Annotated in this window: 18 protein-coding genes; 7 read left to right on the forward strand and 11 right to left on the reverse strand. The window is 65.3% G+C overall.

Annotated elements, in window-relative coordinates; all coding sequences use genetic code 11:
- Positions 1-208 precede the first annotated feature (208 nt).
- Positions 209-1117: a tetratricopeptide repeat protein gene (locus tag NT151_07120; GenBank protein ID MCX6538685.1), complete on the reverse strand. Its 909-nt coding sequence runs from the start codon at positions 1115-1117 to the stop codon at positions 209-211.
- Between the two features lie 254 nt (positions 1118-1371).
- Here NT151_07120 and NT151_07125 point away from each other — a divergent pair, with 254 nt between their 5' ends.
- On the forward strand, positions 1372-2316 hold the full coding sequence (locus tag NT151_07125; GenBank protein ID MCX6538686.1) for a PEGA domain-containing protein: 945 nt from the start codon (positions 1372-1374) through the stop codon (positions 2314-2316).
- A gap of 13 nt (positions 2317-2329) precedes the next feature.
- Positions 2330-3103, forward strand: coding sequence for a hypothetical protein (locus NT151_07130; protein MCX6538687.1), 774 nt, complete (start codon positions 2330-2332; stop codon positions 3101-3103).
- A 54-nt stretch (positions 3104-3157) separates the two neighbouring features.
- Here the strand turns inward: NT151_07130 and NT151_07135 are convergent, their stop codons facing one another.
- The 4 genes from NT151_07135 to NT151_07150 form a co-directional block, all read right to left on the reverse strand.
- Positions 3158-4240 carry an Mrp/NBP35 family ATP-binding protein gene (locus NT151_07135; protein ID MCX6538688.1) on the reverse strand — a complete coding sequence of 361 codons (1083 nt, stop codon included), beginning with the start codon at positions 4238-4240 and terminating at the stop codon, positions 3158-3160.
- 9 nt (positions 4241-4249) lie between these two features.
- Positions 4250-4516 (reverse strand): hypothetical protein, encoded by a 267-nt coding sequence (locus NT151_07140; GenBank protein ID MCX6538689.1) that lies wholly within the window; start codon positions 4514-4516, stop codon positions 4250-4252.
- A gap of 177 nt (positions 4517-4693) precedes the next feature.
- Positions 4694-5989 carry a citrate (Si)-synthase gene (locus tag NT151_07145; protein MCX6538690.1) on the reverse strand — a complete coding sequence of 432 codons (1296 nt, stop codon included), beginning with the start codon at positions 5987-5989 and terminating at the stop codon, positions 4694-4696.
- Between the two features lie 285 nt (positions 5990-6274).
- Positions 6275-8575, reverse strand: coding sequence for an NADP-dependent malic enzyme (locus NT151_07150; protein ID MCX6538691.1), 2301 nt, complete (start codon positions 8573-8575; stop codon positions 6275-6277).
- A gap of 321 nt (positions 8576-8896) precedes the next feature.
- Between NT151_07150 and NT151_07155 the strand changes: the two genes are divergently transcribed.
- The 4 genes from NT151_07155 (at position 8897) to NT151_07170 (ending at position 13633) form a co-directional block, all read left to right on the forward strand.
- Complete coding sequence (locus tag NT151_07155; GenBank protein MCX6538692.1) at positions 8897-10624, forward strand: NAD-dependent malic enzyme; 1728 nt, start codon at positions 8897-8899, stop codon at positions 10622-10624.
- 83 nt (positions 10625-10707) lie between these two features.
- Complete coding sequence (locus tag NT151_07160) at positions 10708-11877, forward strand: glycosyltransferase family 4 protein (GenBank protein MCX6538693.1); 1170 nt, start codon at positions 10708-10710, stop codon at positions 11875-11877.
- Entirely contained in the window at positions 11874-12686 is an 813-nt protein-coding gene (locus NT151_07165) for a polysaccharide deacetylase family protein (GenBank protein MCX6538694.1), read from the forward strand. Before NT151_07160 ends, NT151_07165 begins: the two co-directional genes overlap by 4 nt.
- Positions 12683-13633 (forward strand): lysylphosphatidylglycerol synthase transmembrane domain-containing protein, encoded by a 951-nt coding sequence (locus tag NT151_07170; protein ID MCX6538695.1) that lies wholly within the window; start codon positions 12683-12685, stop codon positions 13631-13633. Before NT151_07165 ends, NT151_07170 begins: the two co-directional genes overlap by 4 nt.
- 29 nt (positions 13634-13662) lie before the next feature.
- Here the strand turns inward: NT151_07170 and NT151_07175 are convergent, their stop codons facing one another.
- The 5 genes from NT151_07175 to erpA form a co-directional block, all read right to left on the reverse strand.
- On the reverse strand, positions 13663-14376 hold the full coding sequence (locus NT151_07175; protein ID MCX6538696.1) for an HAD hydrolase-like protein: 714 nt from the start codon (positions 14374-14376) through the stop codon (positions 13663-13665).
- 98 nt (positions 14377-14474) lie between these two features.
- The gene (locus NT151_07180; protein ID MCX6538697.1) at positions 14475-15215 is read right to left on the reverse strand and encodes an ATP-binding cassette domain-containing protein; all 741 of its coding nucleotides are present in this window, start codon (positions 15213-15215) and stop codon (positions 14475-14477) included.
- A 6-nt stretch (positions 15216-15221) separates the two neighbouring features.
- Positions 15222-16094 (reverse strand): PHP domain-containing protein, encoded by an 873-nt coding sequence (locus NT151_07185; protein MCX6538698.1) that lies wholly within the window; start codon positions 16092-16094, stop codon positions 15222-15224.
- A 3-nt stretch (positions 16095-16097) separates the two neighbouring features.
- Positions 16098-17084, reverse strand: a complete 987-nt coding sequence (locus NT151_07190) for a transcriptional repressor (GenBank protein ID MCX6538699.1) — start codon at positions 17082-17084, stop codon at positions 16098-16100.
- Between the two features lie 60 nt (positions 17085-17144).
- On the reverse strand, positions 17145-17471 hold the full coding sequence (gene erpA, locus NT151_07195) for an iron-sulfur cluster insertion protein ErpA (GenBank protein ID MCX6538700.1): 327 nt from the start codon (positions 17469-17471) through the stop codon (positions 17145-17147).
- A 305-nt stretch (positions 17472-17776) separates the two neighbouring features.
- Here erpA and NT151_07200 point away from each other — a divergent pair, with 305 nt between their 5' ends.
- Positions 17777-19210 carry an aldehyde dehydrogenase family protein gene (locus tag NT151_07200; protein ID MCX6538701.1) on the forward strand — a complete coding sequence of 478 codons (1434 nt, stop codon included), beginning with the start codon at positions 17777-17779 and terminating at the stop codon, positions 19208-19210.
- 53 nt (positions 19211-19263) lie between these two features.
- Here NT151_07200 and NT151_07205 read toward each other — a convergent pair whose 3' ends face one another.
- Entirely contained in the window at positions 19264-22479 is a 3216-nt protein-coding gene (locus tag NT151_07205; protein MCX6538702.1) for a cellulase family glycosylhydrolase, read from the reverse strand.
- Between the last annotated feature and the right edge of the window lie 181 nt (positions 22480-22660).

The raw sequence follows: 22660 nt of genomic DNA on the forward strand, positions 1-22660 counted from the left end.
GACCACCTCCGCCAAGGCTACGGCGGTCCGCCGAAGCTTTGCGCGAAGGCGGATGAATCGCGCCTCTACGCCTGTCCCAACTGAATCCCAGCACCCCATGCAGCTAAGGGATGCGTCCGTCCGCACGATGAATCGCGCCCGTACGATGTTCTTCCATCGTCATTCCGGCGAAAGCCGGAATCCAAGACACGAACAATAAATCACGTCTCTACGGTGTTTCGGAGAATTCGCGCGCGAGTTCGGCCCATTCGCCGTCCGGCGCGAGATTGCGGTAGCTCTGCCAATGGATGCGGGCATCGGCTTGGCGTTCGGTCTTCTCGAGCACGACCGCCAGATAGAGGTGCACTTCCGGGTAGCCCGGGCTGATCGACAGGGCGCGCTGATAGTAGCCCTCGGCTTCGCCAAACCGCCCAAGATCGTGATGGATGTTGCCCAGGTTGAAATACCCCTCGAACACCTCGGGATCGATGCCGATGGCGTGTTCGTAGAGCGCCTGCGCCTCAATCAATTCATCGCACGCGTAGTGGATGTTGGCCAGATTGATGATCGCGGGCACCAGACGTGGGTCTGACTCGAGCGCTCTCCGATACGCGCCTGCAGCCTTCTCCTGGTTTTCGATGGTCCCGTCATCGAGCGTCGATGCCAGACGGAAATACTGCTCGGCCAGAGTGGGATCGACTGACGCGGGTTCCGCCGAGGCGACCCCGGCGCGCTCCAACCTGGCACGGGCCTGCACCACCACCGGCGGCTGATTGAGCAGAACTACCTGTCCCGGGCTGGCGTCTTTCCGAAAATCCAGGGCGAGTTGCCCGGCGCGAGTGGTCTTGATGGCCCGAAGCACAGCTCTAAACGAGGCTCCCCGCTGGAGCTCCCCATGGAGCCGACGCACCACCACCAGATCCTGGAACAGGATCGACCGCTCACCCGAGGCATCGGTCGCAATCCGGATGATGTGGTGCTTCTGGAGTTCGCGGAGGAACTCCTCGCGGATCGATCCGTACATCGCCAGCACTTCGTCGACCTTGTAGGACTGTCCTGGCTGCGCTCGGTCGCCGGAGTCGTGCGCTGGCGCTCCAGGCGCCGGACCTTGAGGCTTATCCACCCGCGAAGATGACAACGCGTCCCTCCGAAGGAACGGTAGTGGAGGGCCCCTGGCAAGTCAACCCGCCGCAGTCGTGCACGCAGCCGCTGGCGCGACCACCCCGGCGTCACCCATCGGCGACAGCCGGTCCCAAAACGACCACACCTGTGGCAGCCAGGCTGGCTGAAAGACCCTGCATTTCATCGTGTTCCGGCCACATCATTCCGGTGGGCAAGAGGTACCGACATTGCATAAATTGCTGGGATTGCCAGCGTCAAAGGAGAGTGAATATGCGACTCAAGAACGTCTTTCTTGCGGCCGCCTTGATCGGCAGCTTCATGGTGCTCGCGCCGGTCACCGCGGACGCTCAGCGCCGCGGCGGCGGGCGCGTCGTCGCGCGTCCACATTCGGGGCGTCCGTTCGTCGGGATTGGGATGTACCGGGGTGCTCCCTACTATGACAACTTCTCGTGGGGGTATTCGCGCTGGTGGTATCCGTTCGGCTACGGACCCTACTGGTATGGACCCTATTGGTACGGGTCGTACGGGTACCCCGGGGACGACGGTCAGAGCGGCTCCCTCAAGCTCGAGATCAAGCCGAAGAACGCGGACGTCTTCGTTGATGGCTACTTCGCGGGGATCGTCGACGATTTCGACGGATTCTTCCAGAGCCTCGACGTGTCTGCCGGCAACCATTCGATCGCGTTGTGGTGCCAGGGATATCGAACCGTCACGCAGGAAGTCCATGTGCAACGTGGCAACTCGTTGAAGCTGCGCTACCAGATGGTGCCTCTCGCGGCGGGTGAATCACAGGACCCCAGACCCGTGCCGCCGCCAGAGTCTCAGGCTCCCCGCGCGCGTCGCGATGGACCTCCGCAGCCCTATCAGCCAGGGCCGCCAAGTCGTCGTGCCCCGCCTCGTCGGCCCGCACCTCCGCCACAGCCGGAAGAACCGCTGCTGCCCGCGCAGGCGACCCCGCCTGGAGCGGTCGGTGAGGCGCCCGACTACGCGCAGCTCGCGATCAAGGTGCAGCCGGCTGGCGCTCAGATCTTCATCGATGGCGAGGCGTGGCAAAGCTCGCAGGGAGCCGATCGCCTGGTCGTGCACCTGCCGGTTGGCGTGCATCACGTCGAAATCCGGAAGGACGGGTTCCGGACATTCAAGACGGATGTGCAGATTCGAACCGGCGAGACCACAACGTTGAATGTGAGTTTGTCTGGCCAGGACGGCCAGTGAGGAGGAGATCCATATGAAGACCATCTGCCTTCGTGCAAGTCTGCCAGCCTCGCTGCTGCTCGTCCTCCTGGCGGCCGCATCCACGGCCGCTCAAACCGCGACCGATGTCCCGACGGGGCCGACGCTGGCTTCGCAGGTGGCCCCGCTGGCGGGCGTGCGAACCGCTGAAAGATTCGTTCCGCTGGGATCCTCAGCGGCCGACGATGATCAGCGGCGGCCCGCCGATCCGCAGCCAGCCGGGCCGATGACGGTGGTGCCCGTTCGCCACGCGTTTGTCGTCGCTCCCGAAGTGAGATTCGGGAAGGTCAATCACCGGTCGGCGACGTTTGCTGGCGCAACAGCAGGCCTCCTAATGGATAACCGGCTCTTCCTTGGGGCCGGCGGCTACTGGCTCGCGAACAGCCGCCGCGGGTTCGAGATGGGGTACGTCGGTGCGGTCGCTGGCTGGTACTTGAGGGGCGACGGCCCGATCGACCTGCGCATCTCGGGCCTCGTTGGCGGCGGATGGTCGACGATGACCTGGGTCGGTGGGCCAGTGCCGCTTGGCATGGACGGCCGGATGCACCAGATCTACCCGCAGCCGCCGGGCGATTCGCTTGTGCGCGCCTGGTACGTGGGGAACGACTTCTTCATCGCGGAGCCGGAAGCGAACCTCTGTATCCGCATCAGCCGCAGTGTATGGCTCGACGCAGGGGTGGGCTACCGGTTCATATCCGGCGCCTATGGCCTGGACAACGATATGCGAGGCGTCACCGGCAGCGTGGCCGTGACGTTTGGCCGCCGGTAGGAAGGCATCGACGCGGCGCCCCGAAGGCGCCGCGTCGCAGGTCACACCGAAACCCTAGTTAACCTGGCGCAGCGGAATGAGCGGCGGCTTGCGGAAGCTCTGGATCGAGACCTGCGCGGCGGTGCGCTCGGCAGCCGCGATGAACGCAACGGCTGCGGCCGAGGTCGGATCGCTCAGGATGATCGGCACGCCCGTGTCGCCCCCCACGCGCAGCGGCTCTGAAATCGGGACGCGGCCCAGGAACGGTACCTGCATCTCCTCGGCCAGTCTCTCTCCTCCTCCGCTGCCGAAGATGTCACTCTGGTGGCGGCACGACGGGCACACGAAGTGGCTCATGTTTTCGATGAGGCCGAGAATCGGGATGGTCAGCTTCTGGTACATCGCGATCGCACGCCTGGTATCAGCCAGCGATACCTGCTGAGGCGTGGTCACGACAATCGCACCAGCCACGAACACCGTTTGGCTCAGGCTGAGCACGACGTCGCCGGTGCCCGGTGGCAGATCGATCACGAGGTAGTCGAGGTTGTTCCACCGCACCTCGCGGAAGAACTGGCGGATGACGCCATGCAGCATCGGACCACGCCAGATCACCGGCGCATCGTCGGTCGCGAGGAAGCCCATCGACACGACCTGCAGATCGTATTTCTCGACAGGCACGATCTTCTCGCCGTCGGTCCCGAGTTGCGACTTGAGGCCCAGCATGATCGGCACGTTCGGCCCGTAGATGTCGCCGTCGATCATGCCGACGCGGCTGCCGGTCTTCGCGAGCGCCAGCGCCAGATTCACCGCCACGGTGGTCTTGCCGACACCACCCTTGCCTGCCCCCACGGCGATCACGTTCTTGACGCCGGGAACGGGCTCCTTGCTCAGGTCCGGCGACACGGCGGCACGCACCTGCGCGGTCATCCTGATATCGACGTGGGTGACGCCCGGGATCTGCATCACGGCCACCCGGGCCTGCTCTTTCATCTGCTCCTTGACCGGACAGGCGGGCGTGGTGAGTTCAATGGTGAATGCCACGCGCCCGCCGTCGATCGAGACGTCCTTCACGAAGCCGAGTTTGACGATGTCCTTGTGGAGATCGGGGTCTTTGACGGATGAGAGCGCCTGGAGGATTTGTGTCTGTTCGAGTGCCATGAACCCAGCCTATGCCGTCTGCTGGAGGTCGCTGAGGCGGCGGTTGATCTCGGCGAGCGCGTGTACCAGTTGCTGGCGCCGCGTCTCGTGTACGATGATGGCCAGCTGCCGTTCCATGTCGGTCTTGGCCAGGCGCAGCGACTCGATCTCCCGAACGCGCTCGGGATCGAGGCGCGGGCCTCCCTGCCTGGCCAGGCGGCGGCTTTCCTGGATCTCTTCCATCCGCTCTTCGAGCCGCGAGCTTGCGTCGACTAGTCCCTCACCAGCATCTGACATGCGGTCTGCAGTCCTTTCTGCGCCGGGTCCGTCTGTGATACCCGTAGGTGATTATATCGTCACTGGCACCCATGTGCGACAGTCCGGGCAGGAACGGCTAGCGGGAACAGACGACGGCCGGACCCGCCCGCGAGGGTGGATCCGGCCGTCGGGATTGCGCCATCTGTGCGGGGAGACCTAGGCCTTTACCGCCGCAGCCTTGGCGGCTTCGCCCTCGAGCCACTTCGTCGTCACCGACTTGGGCCGCGTGATCGGCAGGCCCATCGCCCGCGCCACCACCGCCTGCGAGCACACGCCGAGCGCGCGCGACACGCTGAAGAGCACGGTGTAGTACGCGAACTCGGTCAGGCCGTAATGATAGAGCAGCCCGCCAGACCCGGCGTCCACGTTGGGCCACGGATCCTTGATCTTCTGGATGGTCTTGAGGATATCCGGCACCGTGTCGAACACGTTCGACACGGTCTGGAACACCGGGTCGTCAGCCATGTACTTCTTGCCGAACGCCAGGAACGCGTCGAAGCGCGGATCGGTGATGCGCAGCACCGCGTGCCCGTAACCCGGAATCACGCGGCCGGCCGCCAGCGTCTCTTCCGCGTACGCCTTGATCTGTGCCTTGGTCGGCTTGCCGCCGAATTTCTTGTTGGTGTCGAGCACCCACGCCAGGCATTCCTGGTTCGCCAGCCCGTGCAGCGGGCCCGCCAGGCCGTTCAACCCGGCCGACAGCGAGTAGTAGAGATCCGACAGCGCCGAATTCACGGTAGCCGTCGTCATCGCGCTCACGTTGCCGCTCTCGTGATCGGAGTGCAGCACCATGTAGAGGCGCATCAGTTTCGCGAAGTTCCCGGTGGGATCCGGGATGCCGAGCATCGCGGTGTAGCCGGCCGCCCAGTCGAGCTTGGGATTCGAGGCAATGCGCGGGCCCTTGCCGAAGCGCATGCGGTACACGCCAGCCGCGATTTCCGGCAGGACGGCGATGATCTTGAGCGCGTCTTCGAGCGTGGCCACCCAGTACTCGTCCTTCTTCATGCCTGCGTCGTAGCGCTGGCGGAAGACGGATTCTTTCTCCATGACGAGGATGGCGGTGTTCAGCATCACCATCGGGTGTGAATCGGCCGGCATCGCCGCGAGCACCGCCCAGATGTAGTCGGGCACCTTGGCGCGGGCGCGCAGGTCGGCCTGCAGATCGGCCAGTTCGTCGGCCTTGGGCTTCTCGCCGGTCATCAACAGCCACAGCGTCTCTTCCGGCAGCTGTTCGGTCAACTGCGACACGGGAATGCCGCGGATGATGAGCCCCTTGTCCGGCGGGACTTCCGACGTGTCGCACACGAGCGACTTCACGCCGCGCATGCCACCGTACGCCTGTTCAATCGTGCACTCGGAGATCTTGACGGCCCCGCTCTCCTTGGTGAGCTTCTTGACCGTCTCGCGCAGACCCGGGATTTGCTGCGCCAGTCTTGCCTGTAACTTCGACATACGAGTCCTCCTGTAACCCGCTTTCGGCGGGGGCGCACCACAAGAATGAGGAGCGAGGGTGCGCAAGATTAGGCCGGTATTCCGTGCTGCCAGGGGGGCGTGACGGGCGATACAGTCGCGCGGGAACCGCCGGGGGCCGTCGGGCGGATTCCGCGGGGGGCAACGGGCCGCGCCCGTCTCCCCGGGTAGCGACCATCCGTTGGATAATATACCCGACGCCGCCCTGAAAAACGGACAAAAAAATGGGTGTGGGAACGCGGCGTGCCGCGCCCCCACACCGTTGCCCTACTGCGCGCCGACCGGCGCGGGCACCACGCGGTCGACCGACGCCTGCAAATCGGCCGACACCGCGGTAATCGCAGCCAGATTCACGATTTCGGCGACGGTCATGCCGTGTTGGAGCACGTTGACGGGCTTCTTCATGCCCATCAGGATCGGCCCGATCGCATCCGCGTTCCCCAGGCGCTGCACCAGCTTGTAGCCGATGTTGCCCGACGTCAGATCCGGGAACACGAGCACGTTGGCGTCGCCCTTGATGCGCGAGTGCGGGTAGTTCTTCTCCACAATCTCCTCGACGACGGCCGTATCGAGGTGCATCTCCCCGTCAACGACCAGCTCCGGGAACTTCTTGCGGACGATGTCGACGGCGTCGGCCACCTTCTTGGAGATCGGGTGCGGCACCGATCCGAAGCTCGAAAACGCCAGCATGGCGATCTTCGGGTCGGTGTCGAAGGTGCGTGCCAGATCGGCGGCGAGACCCGCGATCTCCGCCAGTTCCTCCGCGGTCGGCTGGATGTTGACCATCGTGTCGGCGCAGAAGAAAATGCGGTTCTTCAGCACCAGCAAATGCGCGGCCGATACGCGCGACACCCCCGGCTTGAGGCCTACGATCTGGATGGCCGGCCGGATCGTCTCGGGATACGCCTTGTACATGCCGCCCACGAAGCCGTCGGCATCACCGGCCTGCACCATCATCAGGCCGTAGATGGTGGGATCGCGGACCAGGTCGAGCGCAGCCGGCAGCGTCACGCCCTTGCGCTGGCGCAGCCGGTACAGCGATTCGGCGTAGGCCTGCTCGTTCTTCTCGTTGGGCACGTCGACGATTTCGAAGTCGACCTGTTCGATGCCCAGCCGATGCGCCCTCGCGAGGATCTCGGTCTTCCGGCCCAGCAGCACCGGCATCGCGATGTGCTGATCGATGATGTCGCGCGCGGCGCGGATGATCGAATCGTGCTCGCCTTCCGGGAACACGAGCTTGCGCGGTTTGTCGGTGCGCGCCTTGCGCGTCACGAAGTGCATGATCTTGCGCGACGGCCCCAGTATCCGTTCGAGCGATTCGCGGTACGCGTCCCAATCCGTGATGGGCTTGCGCGCCACGCCCGTGTCGCAGGCGGCCTTGGCCACGGCGGACGCCTCCCAGGTCAGGACGCGCGGATCGAACGGCTTCGGAATGAGGTAATCGCGGCCGAACGACATCGCGTCGACGCCGTACGCCTTTAACACGACTTCGGGCACGTCTTCCTTCGCCAGCGCGGCCAGGGCGCGCGCCGCCGCCATCTTCATCTCGTTGTTGATCGCCGTGGCGCGCACGTCGAGCGCGCCGCGGAAGATGAACGGGAAGCCGAGGACGTTGTTGACCTGGTTCGGATAGTCGGACCGGCCGGTGGCCATGATGACGTCCTTGCGGGTCGCCACCGCCAGCGGGTACGTGATTTCCGGATCGGGGTTCGCCATCGCAAACACGATCGGATTCGCCGCCATCGTCTTCAGCATGTCTGGCGTGAGAAGGTCTTTCGCCGACACGCCGACAAACACATCGGCGCCCTTCATGGCCTCCGCCAGCGTGCGGGCCTTGGTGTCGACCGCGAATCGCTGCTTGTAGGGGTTCATCTTCTCCGTGCGGCCGGCCCAGATCACGCCGACGGTGTCGATGAAGAGGATGTTTTCCTTCTTGACGCCGAGGTTCAGGTACATCTCGGCGCACGCGATGCCGGCCGCGCCCGCGCCCGTGAACACCACCCTCACCTGGTCGATCTTCTTGTTGACCACCTCGAGCGCATTGACCAGCGCCGCACCAGAGATAATGGCCGTTCCGTGCTGATCGTCATGGAACACCGGGATGTTCATGATCTTCTTGAGCGCTTCCTCAATGTAGAAGCACTCGGGCGCCTTGATGTCCTCGAGGTTGATGCCGCCGAAGGTCGGCTCGAGGGCCTTGACGATCCTGATGATTTCGTCGGGGTCGTGCGTGTCGACCTCAAGGTCGAACACGTCAACGCCCGCGAACCTCTTGAACAGGACGCCCTTGCCTTCCATGACCGGCTTGCCGGCCATCGCGCCGATGTCGCCCAGGCCCAGCACCGCCGTGCCGTTCGACACGACAGCCACCAGATTGCCCTTCCCGGTGAAGCGGTAGGCCGCCTCTGGATCCTTCTCGATCTCCAGGCAGGGGCGCGCCACCCAGGGTGTGTACGCGAGGGACAGGTCGCGCTGGGTCAGACAGGGTTTCGAGGTCACGACCTCGAGTTTTCCCGGCCTGGGTTTCTCGTGATACTCAAACACATCTTCGTCGCTGATCTTGATCATGACCGTGGCCTCACCTTGAACGTGATGAGCAATGAACGCATCCGTCGGGGGACGTTAAGAGGTTGTGTCGGCTGGTATACAAGCCCCCAGCCGAAGGATGGCCCTCTATAGATTATCCCATCTCGAGTGGATCGAACAAAGGAGCCCACCGGGACGGCCAGCCGCCCCGGTTCTTGACACGGCGATCGGCCTGGACACACGATGGGCATGGGCTGCCGCTCCCCGAGCCGCCGGCACCCGCCGCGAGACCGACTGGCCAACGCCCGTCGACACCACTCCCCGGCTGAGATGATGTCGCCCCGATTCGTCGAAAGGCGCACGATGAAGACGTTTGTGATCAAGGTCGATCCGCTGACCAACGAGGAATACTGGGAGGTCTTCCTGCGCGGCCAGCAACTGCTCAGCGATCCCCTGCTCAACAAGGCGTCGTCGTTCACCGAAGAGGAACGGATCGCGCTCGATCTGGTGGGCCTGCTCCGGTCCGGCGTCTCCGATCTCGACCTGCAGGAACAGCGCACGCTCGATGCGTACCGCCGGAAGCCCGAGGACGACCTCGAGAAGTACATCTACCTCCAGGGCCTGATGGATCGGAACGAGGTACTGTTCTATCGCCTGCTGGTCAACAACCTCGCCGAGATGGTCCCCATCGTCTATACGCCGACGGTCGGCCAGGCCTGCCTGCAGCTGAGCAAGATCACGCGGCGGTACCGCGGCGTCTACATCAGCCCCGACAGCGTCGGGCGCATCGATCAGATGCTGCAGAGCATCTCACTGCCGAGCGTCAACCTGATCGTCGTCACCGACGGCGAGCGGATCCTGGGGCTGGGCGATCTGGGGTCCGACGGCATGGGCATCCCGGTCGGCAAGGTCAAGCTCTACGTGGCCGCCGGGGGCCTGCATCCGGCCTGCTGCCTCCCCGTCTGCCTCGACGTGGGCACCAATAATGAAGCACTCCTGAAGGACCCGCTCTATCTCGGGTGGAAGCACCCGCGGCTCGATGGCGACCAGTACTGGGACTTCATCGAGAAGTTCGTCCTCGGCGTGAAGCGCAACTTGCCGGAGGCCCTGCTCCAGTGGGAAGACTTCGCGAAACACAAGGCGTTCACCCTGCTCGAGCGCTACCAGGAGCGCATTCTTTCGTTCGACGACGACATCCAGGGCACCGGCGCCGTGGCGATTGCGACGATCATGACGGCCATGCGCATCAAGAACAGCCGCATCAGTGACGAGCGATTCGTGATTGCCGGCATGGGTCAGGCCGGTGTCGGCATCAGTATGAACATCCGCGCGCTGATGCGGTCCTCGGGACTGAACGACGAAGAAATCCGGCGGCGCATCTTCGCCATCGACATGCCGGGCTTGTTGATGCGGGACACGCCGGGCCTCTCGAAGTGGCAACAGCCCTTCGCCCAAGGTCGCGAGACGGTCGCCGGATGGACGCTCCGCTCCCAGGACCGCATCGATCTGCTCGACGTGGTCACCAATGCGAATCCCAGTGTGCTGGTCGGCGTGACGGCCCAACCCGGCCTCTTCAGCCACGACATCCTGTCGGCGATCGCCCGGAAGGAGCAGCGGCCACTCGTGCTGGTGCTCTCCAACCCGACGAGCAAGTCGGAATGCACGCCGGACGACGTGGCCCGCGCCACGGATGGACGAGGCCTGATCGCGACGGGCAGCCCATTCCCCGAAAGTTCGTGGAATGGCCGGACCATCACGACGTCACAGTGCAACAACCTCTACATCTTCCCGGGCGTGGGTCTTGGTGCGCTGGTCGCGAAATCGCCCAAGGTGACCCACGCGATGTTTTTCGCGGCCAGCCGGGCGCTCTCCGCCATGGTGACGCCGGCGCAGGAACAGCAGGGCTGCCTGCTGCCGCCGATGGACGATATTCGCGCCGTATCGCGCGAGGTGGCGAAAGCTGTGGCCATCGAGGCGCGCGACGCCGGGCTGGGGCGGCTCATGGATGATCAGAAGATCGCATCGGTGGTCGCGAAGGCGCAGTGGGAACCCCGCTACGCACCGTATCGTCCCGGCCGGCCGATCTCGTGACGCACCCGGGTTTCTTCCGGTAGAATCCCCGAGACTGTCTCGAACACTGAACGTGCCCAGTCGATCTCGATGTCGCGCGCCCTATGAAGATCTGCATCGTCACTGAGTACTACTATCCGCTCCTCGGGGGAATCAGCGAGCACGTCCACAATACGGGCCTGCAGTTGCTCCGCATGGGCCACGAGGTGTGGATCATCACCTCGAACCAGATCCGGCGCGAGGGCAACGCCGAGTACTGGCCGGATAAGAGCCCGTTCACGATCGTGCGGATCGGGCGCAGTTGGGGCGCGCACTGGAACGGCTCGGTGACCAATGTGACACTGGGCTTCAAGAACCTATGGACGGACATGCGTGCGGTGATGCTGAGGGAGCGGTTCGACATCGTGCACGTCCACTCCCCCCTCGTCCCGACCCTGCCGCTGATCGGGATCCTCGCGACGCCGTGCCACAGGGTGGCGACGTTTCACAGCTACTTCGACCACAGCCTGTTCTACTGGGCCCTGCGGCACGTGGCCCAGCGCTACTTCATCGACAAGCTCGATGGGCAGATCGCGGTGTCGCAAAGCTGTCTGCGCGCGCTCGAGCCGTACTTCCGGATGAACGCCCGGATCATCCCGAACGGCATCGACCTCGACGCGTTCTCGCCGGACGCCCCGACGCTGTCGAAGTACGACGATGGCAAGCTGAATCTGTTGTTTCTGAGCAGGCTCGAGCCGCGCACCGGATTGGACCTGATGCTTCAGGCCTTCGATATCGTCAAGCGCCAGCAACCGCAGGTCCGCCTCGTCGTTGTCGGCGACGGCCCGCGGCGCGCGGAGTATGAACTGATGGTGCCGCGGGAGTACGCGCACGACGTCGATTTTGTCGGGCCGGTGCTCGCCGAGCGGGCGTCGTACTATCGGACCGCCGACATCTACTGCGCGCCCATCAGCAAGGCGTCGTTCGGCATGACGCTACTCGAGGCCATGGCGTCTGGCACGCCGATTGTCGCCACTGAGAACGACGGCTATCGCGACCTGCTGGGTCCCGAAGAAGGGGTCCTGGTGCCGCATGGCGACCCGCAGACATTCGCCGACGCGATTCTGACGTTGCTGGCCGACAAGGACCTCCGCGCGAGGATGGGCCGGGCCGGGCTCGCAAAGGCGGCGCACTATGCGTGGCCGAAGATCGCGGAGCAGTTAGTATCCTTCTACGAGGAGATCCTGAGCCGTCCTCGAGAAGCCCTGAGAGCCCTTGCAGACGGCCGCCGATGATCTACCGCGTCATCGGCCTCGTCACGCTGGCGCACGTCGGGGCGGCGCTTGTGGTCAGCCGCCTGGCGCGAGCCTTCTCGCTTTTCCCCGTGTGTGGTGTGGGCCGATGGATCGCGGCCTTTCTCGTCGTCGATGCCGTCGTGCTGTACGCCATGCTCGAGCGGCGGGCACCGGTGTTCGGACGCATCTGGTGGCAGGGACCGGCCCATCGCGCGGTCGTCTCGTTGACCTTTGATGACGGACCAAACGAACCCTACACGTCGCGCGTGCTCGACGTGCTCCGGCAGGCCAACGTGAAGGCGACGTTCTTTCTGCTCGGGACCAATGCCGAACGCTATCCGGAGGCCGTGCGCCGCATCGTGGCCGACGGCCACGAGCTCGGCAACCACACGGTTGACCATGCCGTGCTTCCATTGCGGGGACCAGGTCACATCCGGTCGACGATTCGCGCGGCATCCGACATCATCGAGAAGATCTGCGGCGTGCGCCCACGCCTGTTCCGGGCTCCGCATGGCTGGCGAAATCCGTGGGTTGATTCGATCGCGCGCCAGGAAGGCTGCGAGCCAGTCGCGTGGACGCTGGGCGTGTACGACACGGACCGCCCTGGGGCGGACGCGATCCGCCAGCGTGTCGTCGACCGCCTCGCGAATGGATGCATCATCCTGCTGCACGACGGCCGCGGCTCGGAGTGGCACGCGGACGCGAGCCAGGTTATCGACGCCCTGCCCGGCATCATTGACGAGGCCCACCGGCGCGGCTATCTCTTCGCGACGGTTGGCCAGTTGATCGCCGGGGAGCCTGCTCGATGAAAGCCCGAGCCAGCCTCATGGCACTGGTCATCGCCCTCACGGTGATGGCCGTGATCCTGTACCGTCTCGACTGGCAGGCCGTGATCTCAACATGGGCTCGCGTGATCTGGCCGTGGGTGGTCGCGACGGCCATCGTCAACATCGCCAACAGTTGGGTCGAAGGGCTGCGGTGGCGAACGGTGCTGGGCGCAAGCGATGTCGTCGTGGGCGCGAGTACGACATTCTGGGCCATGCTCGTCGGCACGGTTGGCAACGTCGTCCTGCCGTTCAAACTGGGAGAGGCGGCACGGGCGTGGGCCGTGGCGCGACTGGCCAAGGCGCCGATCAGCACCGTGGCGTCAACCGTCGTGCTGGATCGCCTGGTCGATCTGGCGGCCCTCGTCATCCTGCTGATTGTCATCCCGCCCATCGTCGGCCCGGTGGTTGGCGTCAAGCTGCCAAGTCCGCGCACGTTGTTGATCGCGGTCGGCGGGGCGTTTCTGTTCCTGGCGCTCGTGGCAGCCTGGTGGCGGCACCTTCGGCGCCGCCGCAAGGCCAACGGGGCCGGTGGGTTCGGGCCGCACGTCGAGTCGTTTGTTCGCGGTCTGAACGCGTTGAGGCAGCGGCGCATCCTGGCGCAGGCCCTCGCCTGGGCCGTCTGTTCATGGTGTACCCGCGTGGCGGTCGTGTGGGTGATGCTCCAGGCGTTCGGCCTCGACTGGCCGATGATGCGGGCGGCCATGAGCCTGCTCATCATCAATCTCAGCATCGCTGTGGTGGGCACGCCCGGCAATGTCGGGACGTTCGAACTGGCGGCGGCCGGGGCGCTCAGGTTATTTGGCGAGACGCCGGAAGTCGCGATGAGCTTCGCCGTCATCCTCCATCTGGCGGAAGTCGTGCCCACGGCCCTGCTTGGCGCGCTCGCCATCTGGAAGTTCGGGCTCAGGCTGCAGCGCCCCGACCAATAGCGGGAGGCCTGATGCGCCGGTCTCGCGGCCTACCGCGTCAAAACGCGCACGACGGCGTCGGTGTCCAGCAGATTCTCGAACACGATGTCGGCGCCGGCCGCTCGGAGCGCCGCCTGGTCGGAGCCGCCGGTCGCGACGGCGACACAGTTGACGCCGGCCTTCCGCGCGGCGTCGACGTCGAGCGTCGTGTCGCCAATGATGATCACGTCGGACAATCCCCCCTTGGGGCAGCCCGCCTCGGCGGCACGCGCCATCGCGACTGGCACCAGTTCGTGCCGGAGGTTGGCATCCCCCCCGTACGCTCCACACCGGAAATGGCGCCAGAGATCAAAGTAGGCCAGCTTGATCCTGGCACCGTCCCGATAGTTCCCCGTCAACAACCCGAGATGCACCGTCTCAATGACCGCCAGGCGACCGATCAACTCGGGGACACCGGGCAGCGCGCCTTTGAAAGAGCGGCGGGACGTGCCATCGATGGGCGTCGGCACTGGCGCATCAACCTCTTGCTTGAGCCGCGCGAAGTAGGCCGTCGTGAAATCGGCGAGGTGACCCGCGGATGGCTCAACGCCGAACTTCGCCAGGGCATCCGACAGAATCGCCGGATCGGTCCGTCCCGCCATCGGCACCCCACGGAATGCGTCGGGAATGCCAAAGACCGCTTCAAACGCCCGGTTCATGGCGCGCACGCCAGCGCCACCGGTCAGCACCAGGGTCCCGTCGACATCGAACAGCAGCAGTTTCACGGTGTGTGGCCTCTTAGCCCTTCGATTCATGAATCCGGCAACGAATCTATGCACTCAGGGCTTCGTGCTGAGCGATCATTCTTCACCGAATCGCCTCGTTAGAATACGCAACGGTACTGGCGAGTCGAAGCACTCAGCCATCGCCGCCATCGGGAGTCGGCGAGCAGTTGACCGGTTGCCGGATCGAGCCTGAGCACGCGTCCGGCGACAACCCGCGCGAACCCCTGATCGGCAGTCAGGGCGAGCAGCGGGAGGCGCCGACTCCGCGCCACGCGCGCAATCACGCGGCCGAATGCGAGTGCGTGATCCGCGGCCAGCACGTTGGCATGTTCCAGCACGAGCACGCGCGGACCTGATGCGAGGGCTCGAGCCAGATGGCATCGCGCCCGGAAGGCCGCATCCAGATCGCCAACCCGCGCGTCGAACCGATCGGCGGGCAGGTCCACCTCCGCCGCCAGTCGGCGCACATCGTCGAGCACGCGATCCGGAATCGGATCAATCGACAGCGTGAAGGCCGTCGCGATGTTGGCCCCCAGGCTGAGATCGTCAACCAGCACGGCCCGCGACGACACGAGCCCGAATCGGTCGAGTGTGGCCAACCAGTCGTCAGCGTTCACAATCGCTGATGTCGCCTGCCCGAACACCGTGATGTTTCCGGCATCGGGCAACGTCGCACCGGTGACCAGGTTGACGAGTACCTCCGCGCCGGGACCATCGATGCCGGTGATGGCCACGCGTTGGTCCGCACGAAGCGAGAGGTTCGCGATCCGCAGCGGCCTCAGGCCGCCGAACTGTTTTTCCAGCCCGGCAATCCGGATGACGGGTTCCCGCGCACTCATCGCTGCTTACCAGGAGGGGCGACGCCCGGCCCGGCGGCACAGGTCGTCGAAATCGTCACCGGGCACGACGAAGCGGCCGAGACCGCCCGGGTGGTGCGACTGGTCACCGTGATAGTCGGATCCGCCAGTGATGCCGAGATCCAACCGGCGAGCCAGCGCCAGATAGCGATTGGTGTCGGCGTCGGCATGATCGGGGTGGTAGACCTCGATCGCGCCAAGTCCGGCGTGGCCCAGGTCGGCGATGATGTCGTCGATCCGGGTGAGGCCCGGATGCGCGAGCGACGCGAGGCCCCCGGACTTCTTGATGATCTGAATGGCGTCCTCGATGGTCACGCCGGCCCGAGGCGCAAACGCCGGGCACCCCTCGCCGAGGTATCGCTCAAAGGCTTCCCGCCAATTCTTGACATGGCCCGCGTCGACAAGCGCCCGCGCGATGAACGGCCGCGACACGGGTTTTCCGCCGGCGGATGCAATCACCTGCTCGATATCGATCGGCACGCCCATCGCCGCCAACCGCCGACCGATCACCCGCGCGCGCCGGATGCGGTCCTTTCGCTGGTCCGTCAGAAACGCCATCAGGGCCGGCGCGCGATGGTCGAGAAAGTACCCCAGCACGTGCACGTCCTTCTGCTGCCACACCGCCGTGATCTCGATGCCGGGCACGAAGCGAAGCCCCGAATCTCGTGCGGCCGCTTCGACGGCAGGGACCGCGTCGATCGTGTCGTGGTCGGTGACGGCGATGACCGACAGGCCGGCCGCCGCGCAGTTCGCCACGAGGGCCTCGGGCGCATCCACGCCGTCGGAGGCCGTCGTATGGAGGTGCAGATCGATCAATGGAGACGGGCGACCCGGAGTCGGGGATGCGTCTGGTGTCAGCACGGATTACGCCCGACGTCGGGCGGAGCGGGCGCGTCGCGCTGCGCGGGCCTGGCTCTCGCGCTTGGTCAGGGCGATGTACTCGCGAAGCAGGAGATCGAGGTGCCCGCGTTCCTCGTCGGCGAACTCCAGGAAGATCTGCTTGCCGGTCGAATCCTCGAATCGCTCGCCGTATCGCTTGAAGAAGCGGTGCGATGTCCGCTCGCATCGGATGCCGATCTTGAGCGCCTGTCGATCGTCCACGCCCCGCGCCACTTCTTCGGCCGCCGCCGCGAACAACCCGTTGGCGGCTCCCTTGAAGAACAGGAACGTCGGCCGCGACTCGAGTTGCGGATCCTGCTGAAGCAGTATCTGATAGCGCGACTCGAGCGCGGACAGATGGTCGCGCTCTTCGTCGGCCAGTTTCTGGAACACCCGCCGGCCGCGCGCGTCTCTCGTCATCCTCGCGGCCCGCGTGTAGAACTCGAGGCCGCTGCGCTCGGTGGCGATCGCGATGCGCAGTGCGTCGCGGGCAAACACCATCTCGCTCGTGTCGCCATCGGCCACGGCGGGTTTGCCCGTGCGGCACTCATCGCAGGTGCCGTAGATCTGCAGCACGCTCTGGCGGGCCGAAAAATTCCGGGCGACCGCCACTTCCTCAATCAGCGCTTCGATGTCGGAACTGAGGAACTCGAGCGATCGATTGCAGGTCTTGCAGATGAGATGGAAGTGGCGCGGATGCCGATACGAGTGTTCAAACCGGAACCGGCCTTCGCCGAAATCCACTTTGCGCGCGATGCCGGCATCCACCATCCACTGCAGCGTTCGGTAGACGGTCGCCCGGCTGATGCGCGCGTCCTCCCGGCGGATCAGATCCACCAGGTCGTCGGCGGAGAGATGGCCTTCGTGCTTGAGAAAGACCCCGAGGATCCGCTCGCGCTTGGTCGAGCGCTTCCCGCCTGGCGGGGCGAGGCTGGCGACGTCCGGCACGACGAGATCAGCTGGTGTTGACATCGAACGTGCCCGCCCTGAGATGATGGGCCGACGTCCGGCTTCATCAGCCGGGCGTCAGATCTATTCCGTCCTGAACGACGATCCGCACCCGCAGGTCGACTTCGCGTTGGGGTTGCGGATGGTAAACCCGCCGCCCGTCACGCTGTCGACGAAATCCACTTCCGCGCCCGTGAGGTATCGGGCGCTGATCGGATCGATGAACAGCTTCACGCCGTTCGACTCGAAGGACTGGTCGCTCGGTCCCGGACTGTCTTCGATCATCAGACCGTACTGAAACCCGGAGCAGCCGCCTCCCTGCACGAACACGCGAAGGCCGCTCTGTACCTTCTGCTCTTCGGCCAGCAACTCGTTGATCTTGGTGGCGGCCGATGTCGAAACGTTCACCATATGGGGCTCCCTGTCGATAGTCGATTCACCTGCTGTAATTATAGCGTGACCGACGCGCGCCACGCGACTGCCCCGCCGCTTTGCGCGGGCCGACACTCACCATATCATGTTATCTTACAGCGAGTTAGCCCGTTCGACGCGGCGCTCGCGCGCCTTGCTCAGGGCTAATCCTGAGCGAAGGTCCTGAGTCCCGCCTGAGCCGAAGCCCGAAGGGCGGACTATTCAGAGCCGTCAGGAATAGGCCGGGTTAGACGCCGTCAATGACGTTCAGGATCCCCTCCGCCCCGCACCCTGGAGTCGCCAGCATGGCCCACGAATACCCCTTCTACCTGGCAGGCCTTTGGGACAAGTCCTCCCACCAGCTCGCCGTCATCAACCCTTACGACGACTCGATGGTTGCGACCACGTGGCTTGCCGGGGAATCCGAGGTCGAACGTGCGACGGTGGCGGCCGTCGAGGCGGCATCCATCATGCGTCACCTGCCACTGTACCGGCGCGCGGAAATCCTGGCCCAGGCGTCGGTCGTCTTGACGAGCCGGCGCGATGAGATCGGGCGGGCACTCGCGGGTGAAGCCGGCAAACCCATCCGGGACGCGCTCACCGAAGTCGATCGCGCCGCGATGACCTTCCACGTCGCGAGCGAGGAGGCCCGCCGGCTGGGTGGCGAGGTCATCCCGCTCGACCTGGCCGCGCACGGCAAGGGCCGCATCGCCATCCTGCGCCGTTTTCCATTGGGACCAGTCGCGGGGATCTCGCCGTTCAACTTCCCGCTGAACCTGTCGGCGCACAAGATCGCACCCGCCGTGGCGGCCGGCAACACAATGGTGCTCAAGCCCGCTTCCAAGACGCCGCTGTCGGCGCTCTTCCTGGCGGCGGCGCTCGACGAGGCCGGCCTCCCCAAAGGCGCGCTCAGCGTCCTGCCGATGTCGCGCGAACTCGGCGACCGGCTGGTGACTGACGATCGGTTCAAGCTGCTGACTTTCACCGGCTCGTCGCCGGTCGGCTGGGCGATGAAGGCGCGGGCCGGCAAGAAGAAGGTCGTACTCGAGCTTGGCGGCAATGCCGGCGTCATCGTCGATGCCAGCGCCAACCTGCCGTACGCCGCGCAGCGCGTCGTCACGGGCGGGTTCGCCTATGCGGGCCAGAGCTGCATCTCGGTGCAGCGCGTCTTCGTGCACGCGAGCGTTTACGACACGTTCGCGAAGATGTTGGTCGACAAGCTCGCCACGCTGGTTATCGGCAACCCGCTCGACCCGGCCACCGACCTCGGACCGATGATCGATGCGAGCGAAGTGGATCGGATCGAGGGGTGGGTCAATGAGGCCGTCGCGCAGGGCGCACGCGTGCTGACGGGCGGGTCGCGCATCAGCCGGTCGATCTACGCCCCAACCATCCTGGAGCACGTTCCCGAAGCGTCGAAGGTGTGCGCGCAGGAAGTATTCGCGCCGGTCATCGGCTTGTACCGGTTCACCGACTTCAATGACGCCATGGCCGCCGTCAACCGGTCGACCTTCGGCCTCCAGGCCGGCGTCTTCACCAACGATCTTCTGCACATGCTGGCGGCCTACGACACCATCGAGGCGGGCGGCATCATCGTCAACGATGTGCCCACGTGGCGGATCGACCACATGCCGTACGGGGGCGTCAAGGACTCGGGCACGGGCCGCGAAGGTCCACGCTACACGATCGAAGAGATGACCGAGCCCAGGCTGCTCGTGATCAACCAGGAGATGGCGTAGCGGCTACTCCGGTTCGAACCGCCCACCGGCGCGAAGCTTGAAGAAGCGTGACGTCACGGCTGCAGTGACCTCGCGGCCGATCCGTGCGGATAGTCGGCGATGACGGCGTGGGTGCGCCGATCCACCAACACGAGTGCCGCGCGGCCAGCGCCAAAACTGATGGAGACACAGGGCCGCTCGGACGGGTCGCAGAAACTCACCCGCTGCGGTTCCCTCCGCGTTTCGGACACGATGGTGTAGAGCACGGCATCCCGGTAGCTGGCCGGGTAGATGAGCAGAGACGAGTCATCCGGAGTCGTGTTGACAATGACGCTGGTGATGCCCGCGGCCTGCAGAGCAAGGCGGTAGAACGTCACCGTCGGTTCACTGTTGTCCGCCAACTCGACCGGCGCCGCGACCCAGAGCAGTTTCCCTTTTCCCATCGCCACTTCGCGGTAGCCCTTGACGCTGCTCGGCGGGCCCTCTACCACCGTTTCGACACGATGGAGCCTCTCGCCCCGATAGTGCAGCCCGACCTCGCCGGCCTGGCCGGCGACGAACTCCTCGGGCATCACCGGGCGGACCATGGTCGGCAGCCCGATCTCCTGCATCCGCCCGGTCGGGATCCAATGCTCGTCCTCATCAAACGGCCCAGTCACCAGCAGCGTCGTCCCCTGCTCCAGCCACACGCGTAACTGCGCCCACGCCTTCCTGGTGAGGATCCGGGGACACGGGAGGATGGCGAGTTTCGGCGGAACCGGCCAGGTGTCGAGATTGAACTCGCCGACCGCCGCCATCGGCACACGGCAGTGGTAGTGCATGACACGCACGGCTCGCTTGGTCGCCTCGATCGCGCTTGTCCTCACGCTGAACTGATTCGCCTGCGGAATGACGAGCAGCACCTGCTCGCGCTCGCGGCCCTCGAGGTGGGGCGCCGCTTCGCGGACAAACGCCGTGATCCCGCGCCAGGCATCGAATTCAGGTTTGATCGAACCATCAGGCCTGAGAAGGCCAATCGCCGCCTCGTTATCGGACGGCATGTAGGGATTCGTATTCCAGATCCAGTTGATGTACCCGGCGCCGCCCACGCCAATGGCGAGCGCCAGTTTGCGCTCGAACAGATTGCGGACCTCCTCTTCGCTTCTCCAGGGACGGCCGTCCGCCGTCTCGTAGAACATCACGCCAGTTTCCTGGACGAGGTTGGGCTTCGCGGGGTGTTTCGAGACGACCATGTCCCACAGCAGGTCGTCGTTGTACCACCACGTGTGAATGCTCGTCAGGTCCACCGACGGGCCGAAGAAGTGGTTGGACGGCCGCTCGCCCGTGCCGCCCTCATCCTGGCCCACCGTGATCAGCTGTCCAGGCGATCCCGCGGCGCGGATCGCCGTCGCCATCTCGTCCACCCATTCGCGGAACATGTCCTGTGCGAACAGGCGGTAGTCGACCGCCTTCAGTGGCCGGCGATGGCCAAAGAGATTTGTGTCGGTAAAATCCGCGATCTCAGGTAGTCCCAGACCTTCACCTACGGTCCCGCGCCACAGTTGCTGGATGGTCGCCTCACGCTCGTCTGGCGTGGCCGCCGGATACCGGGACGCCAGCCACGCGGCCCACCGACGCCGCTCGTGTTCGTCGCCGTTCGGACGGGTCAACCACAACTGGTCAGGCGAGCAGAACGATGGCTCGTTGATCAAATCCCAGGTCACATGCGTCATCGCGCGGTACCGGCCGACGATCGCGGTGACGAATCGTTTCTGCGCCGCGACCGCCCGCGGATCGAGATAGGCATTGCTGCCGCCCCACATCGGCGGCAGGAATGCGAAGAACGTGAAGACGATGCCGATGTCGTGACGCGTGGCCGTGAGCATAAAGGCATCGAGCGCCCGCAGCGCGGCCTCGTTCGTCACGCCATCGTCTCGCATGTAGCTGGTCCAGCCGGTCCACAGCCCGGTGCGCACGACATTGACGCCCGCGCGGCGCATCGCCGCGAAGTCGCGATCCCACACGTCGGGATTCGGCTCGAGCAGGAACCGGCGATGCACGTCGGACGCCATGTAGGTGGTGCCTGTCACCGGGAACGGCTTGCCATCACGGCGCAGGCTGACGGTGTCGGCGGTGACCGGCGTGCCTCGCGCGAGAGCCGCCTCGTCTACCACCCAGAAGCCGGAAGACGCCCGAAGCTCGGACTGTCCCGTGCGGGTCAGGCGGGCATCAACGCGGTACATGCCCGGCGGAAACACGCCAAACGTGTCGGTTCGCTCAATCGACGGGCCGCGACCGGCCACGAGGCCGCCTCCATTCGCAACGACCTTCCCGCCGCTGTCGACGATCTCGATGGCGACGGTGCCGTCATTCGGCGCTTCGACGCCCATCCCCGGACGGACCAGCTCGGTGGTGACGACCAGCGGTTCACGGTCGCGGTAGCACGCGAGCGATGGCCGCACCTGAAGCCGCTGGCATCCGGCGGCCGCAGCGGCCGTCAGCGCCCGAATCAGTTGGGCCGTCACCGATCCGGTGCTGGTCACCAGGACCCAGCGTCCGCCAGCTCGCTCCCCGCGCACCCGATCGATGAGCACGACCGGAGCAGCGATGGGCCATCTGGACACCGCCTTGCCGGCCTCGGTGTCGATCCGCATCGCTGCCAGCAGCGGTTCGATCATCGCGTCGCGCGGGCCGTCTGATCCGTCTTCGTCGGGAAATTGCCTGGTCTCGCTGAACCGCACGTAGAACGCGAAGGCGCTTGGTGTGGAGATCTGCCCCAAAAGCGCGGCCGCGAACGGATGCCGCGCCGAGACTTCCCACTCAACCGCCGGAGGGATCGTGATGGGAAACGCCTGCGTGATGCCGAGGCTCTTGTGGTAAGCCGTCTGTCGCACTTCCGGCCGCCACGCACCGCTGCCGCCGACGACGGGGACGGCGAGCGGTACGCCACCGAGATTGACCCAATGGCCGCCGGCCGCGAGAAACGCGCGGATCGCGTTCCACGCGTGCTTGGGGAACGCGCTGCCGTACGGGGTCACCAGTACATCGAACCGATCGCGTGTGAGCTGGTTGGCGAGCGCGTCAACGCCGAGCCAGGCGGCATCGAATTCAGCGAGAGCCTCGCGAAGCTGCGGCTCGGGAACTGGCTGCGCATCGATCGAGGGAAAACCCGGCTCCAGCAGCACGGCGACGCGCCGCTTGTCGGCCGGCGTCGTCTGCAGCAGTTCCCCGACCGCCTCGAGACCGGACGCCTGCATGCCGCTCGCCACGGCGACGCCGCCCACGGTGTTGAGGAATTCGCGTCGGTTCATGTATCTCTAGTCCCCAATCCCGAATCGCAGGCTCTATCGGCCCCTGATAGGGGTAGGGAGAGACGATTGTGTTCGTCCCCCCCTCCCTCCGAACTGGACGGGCGGTTCTCCCGCATCCAGCTCTCCAGTTGGTGGTGTCACCTCGATGAGGGGTGACGCGCAGCAGCGTAGGCGTCGACCA

This window comes from Acidobacteriota bacterium (assembly GCA_026393675.1).
Classification (GTDB): Bacteria; Acidobacteriota; Vicinamibacteria; order Vicinamibacterales; family JAKQTR01; genus JBAXOX01.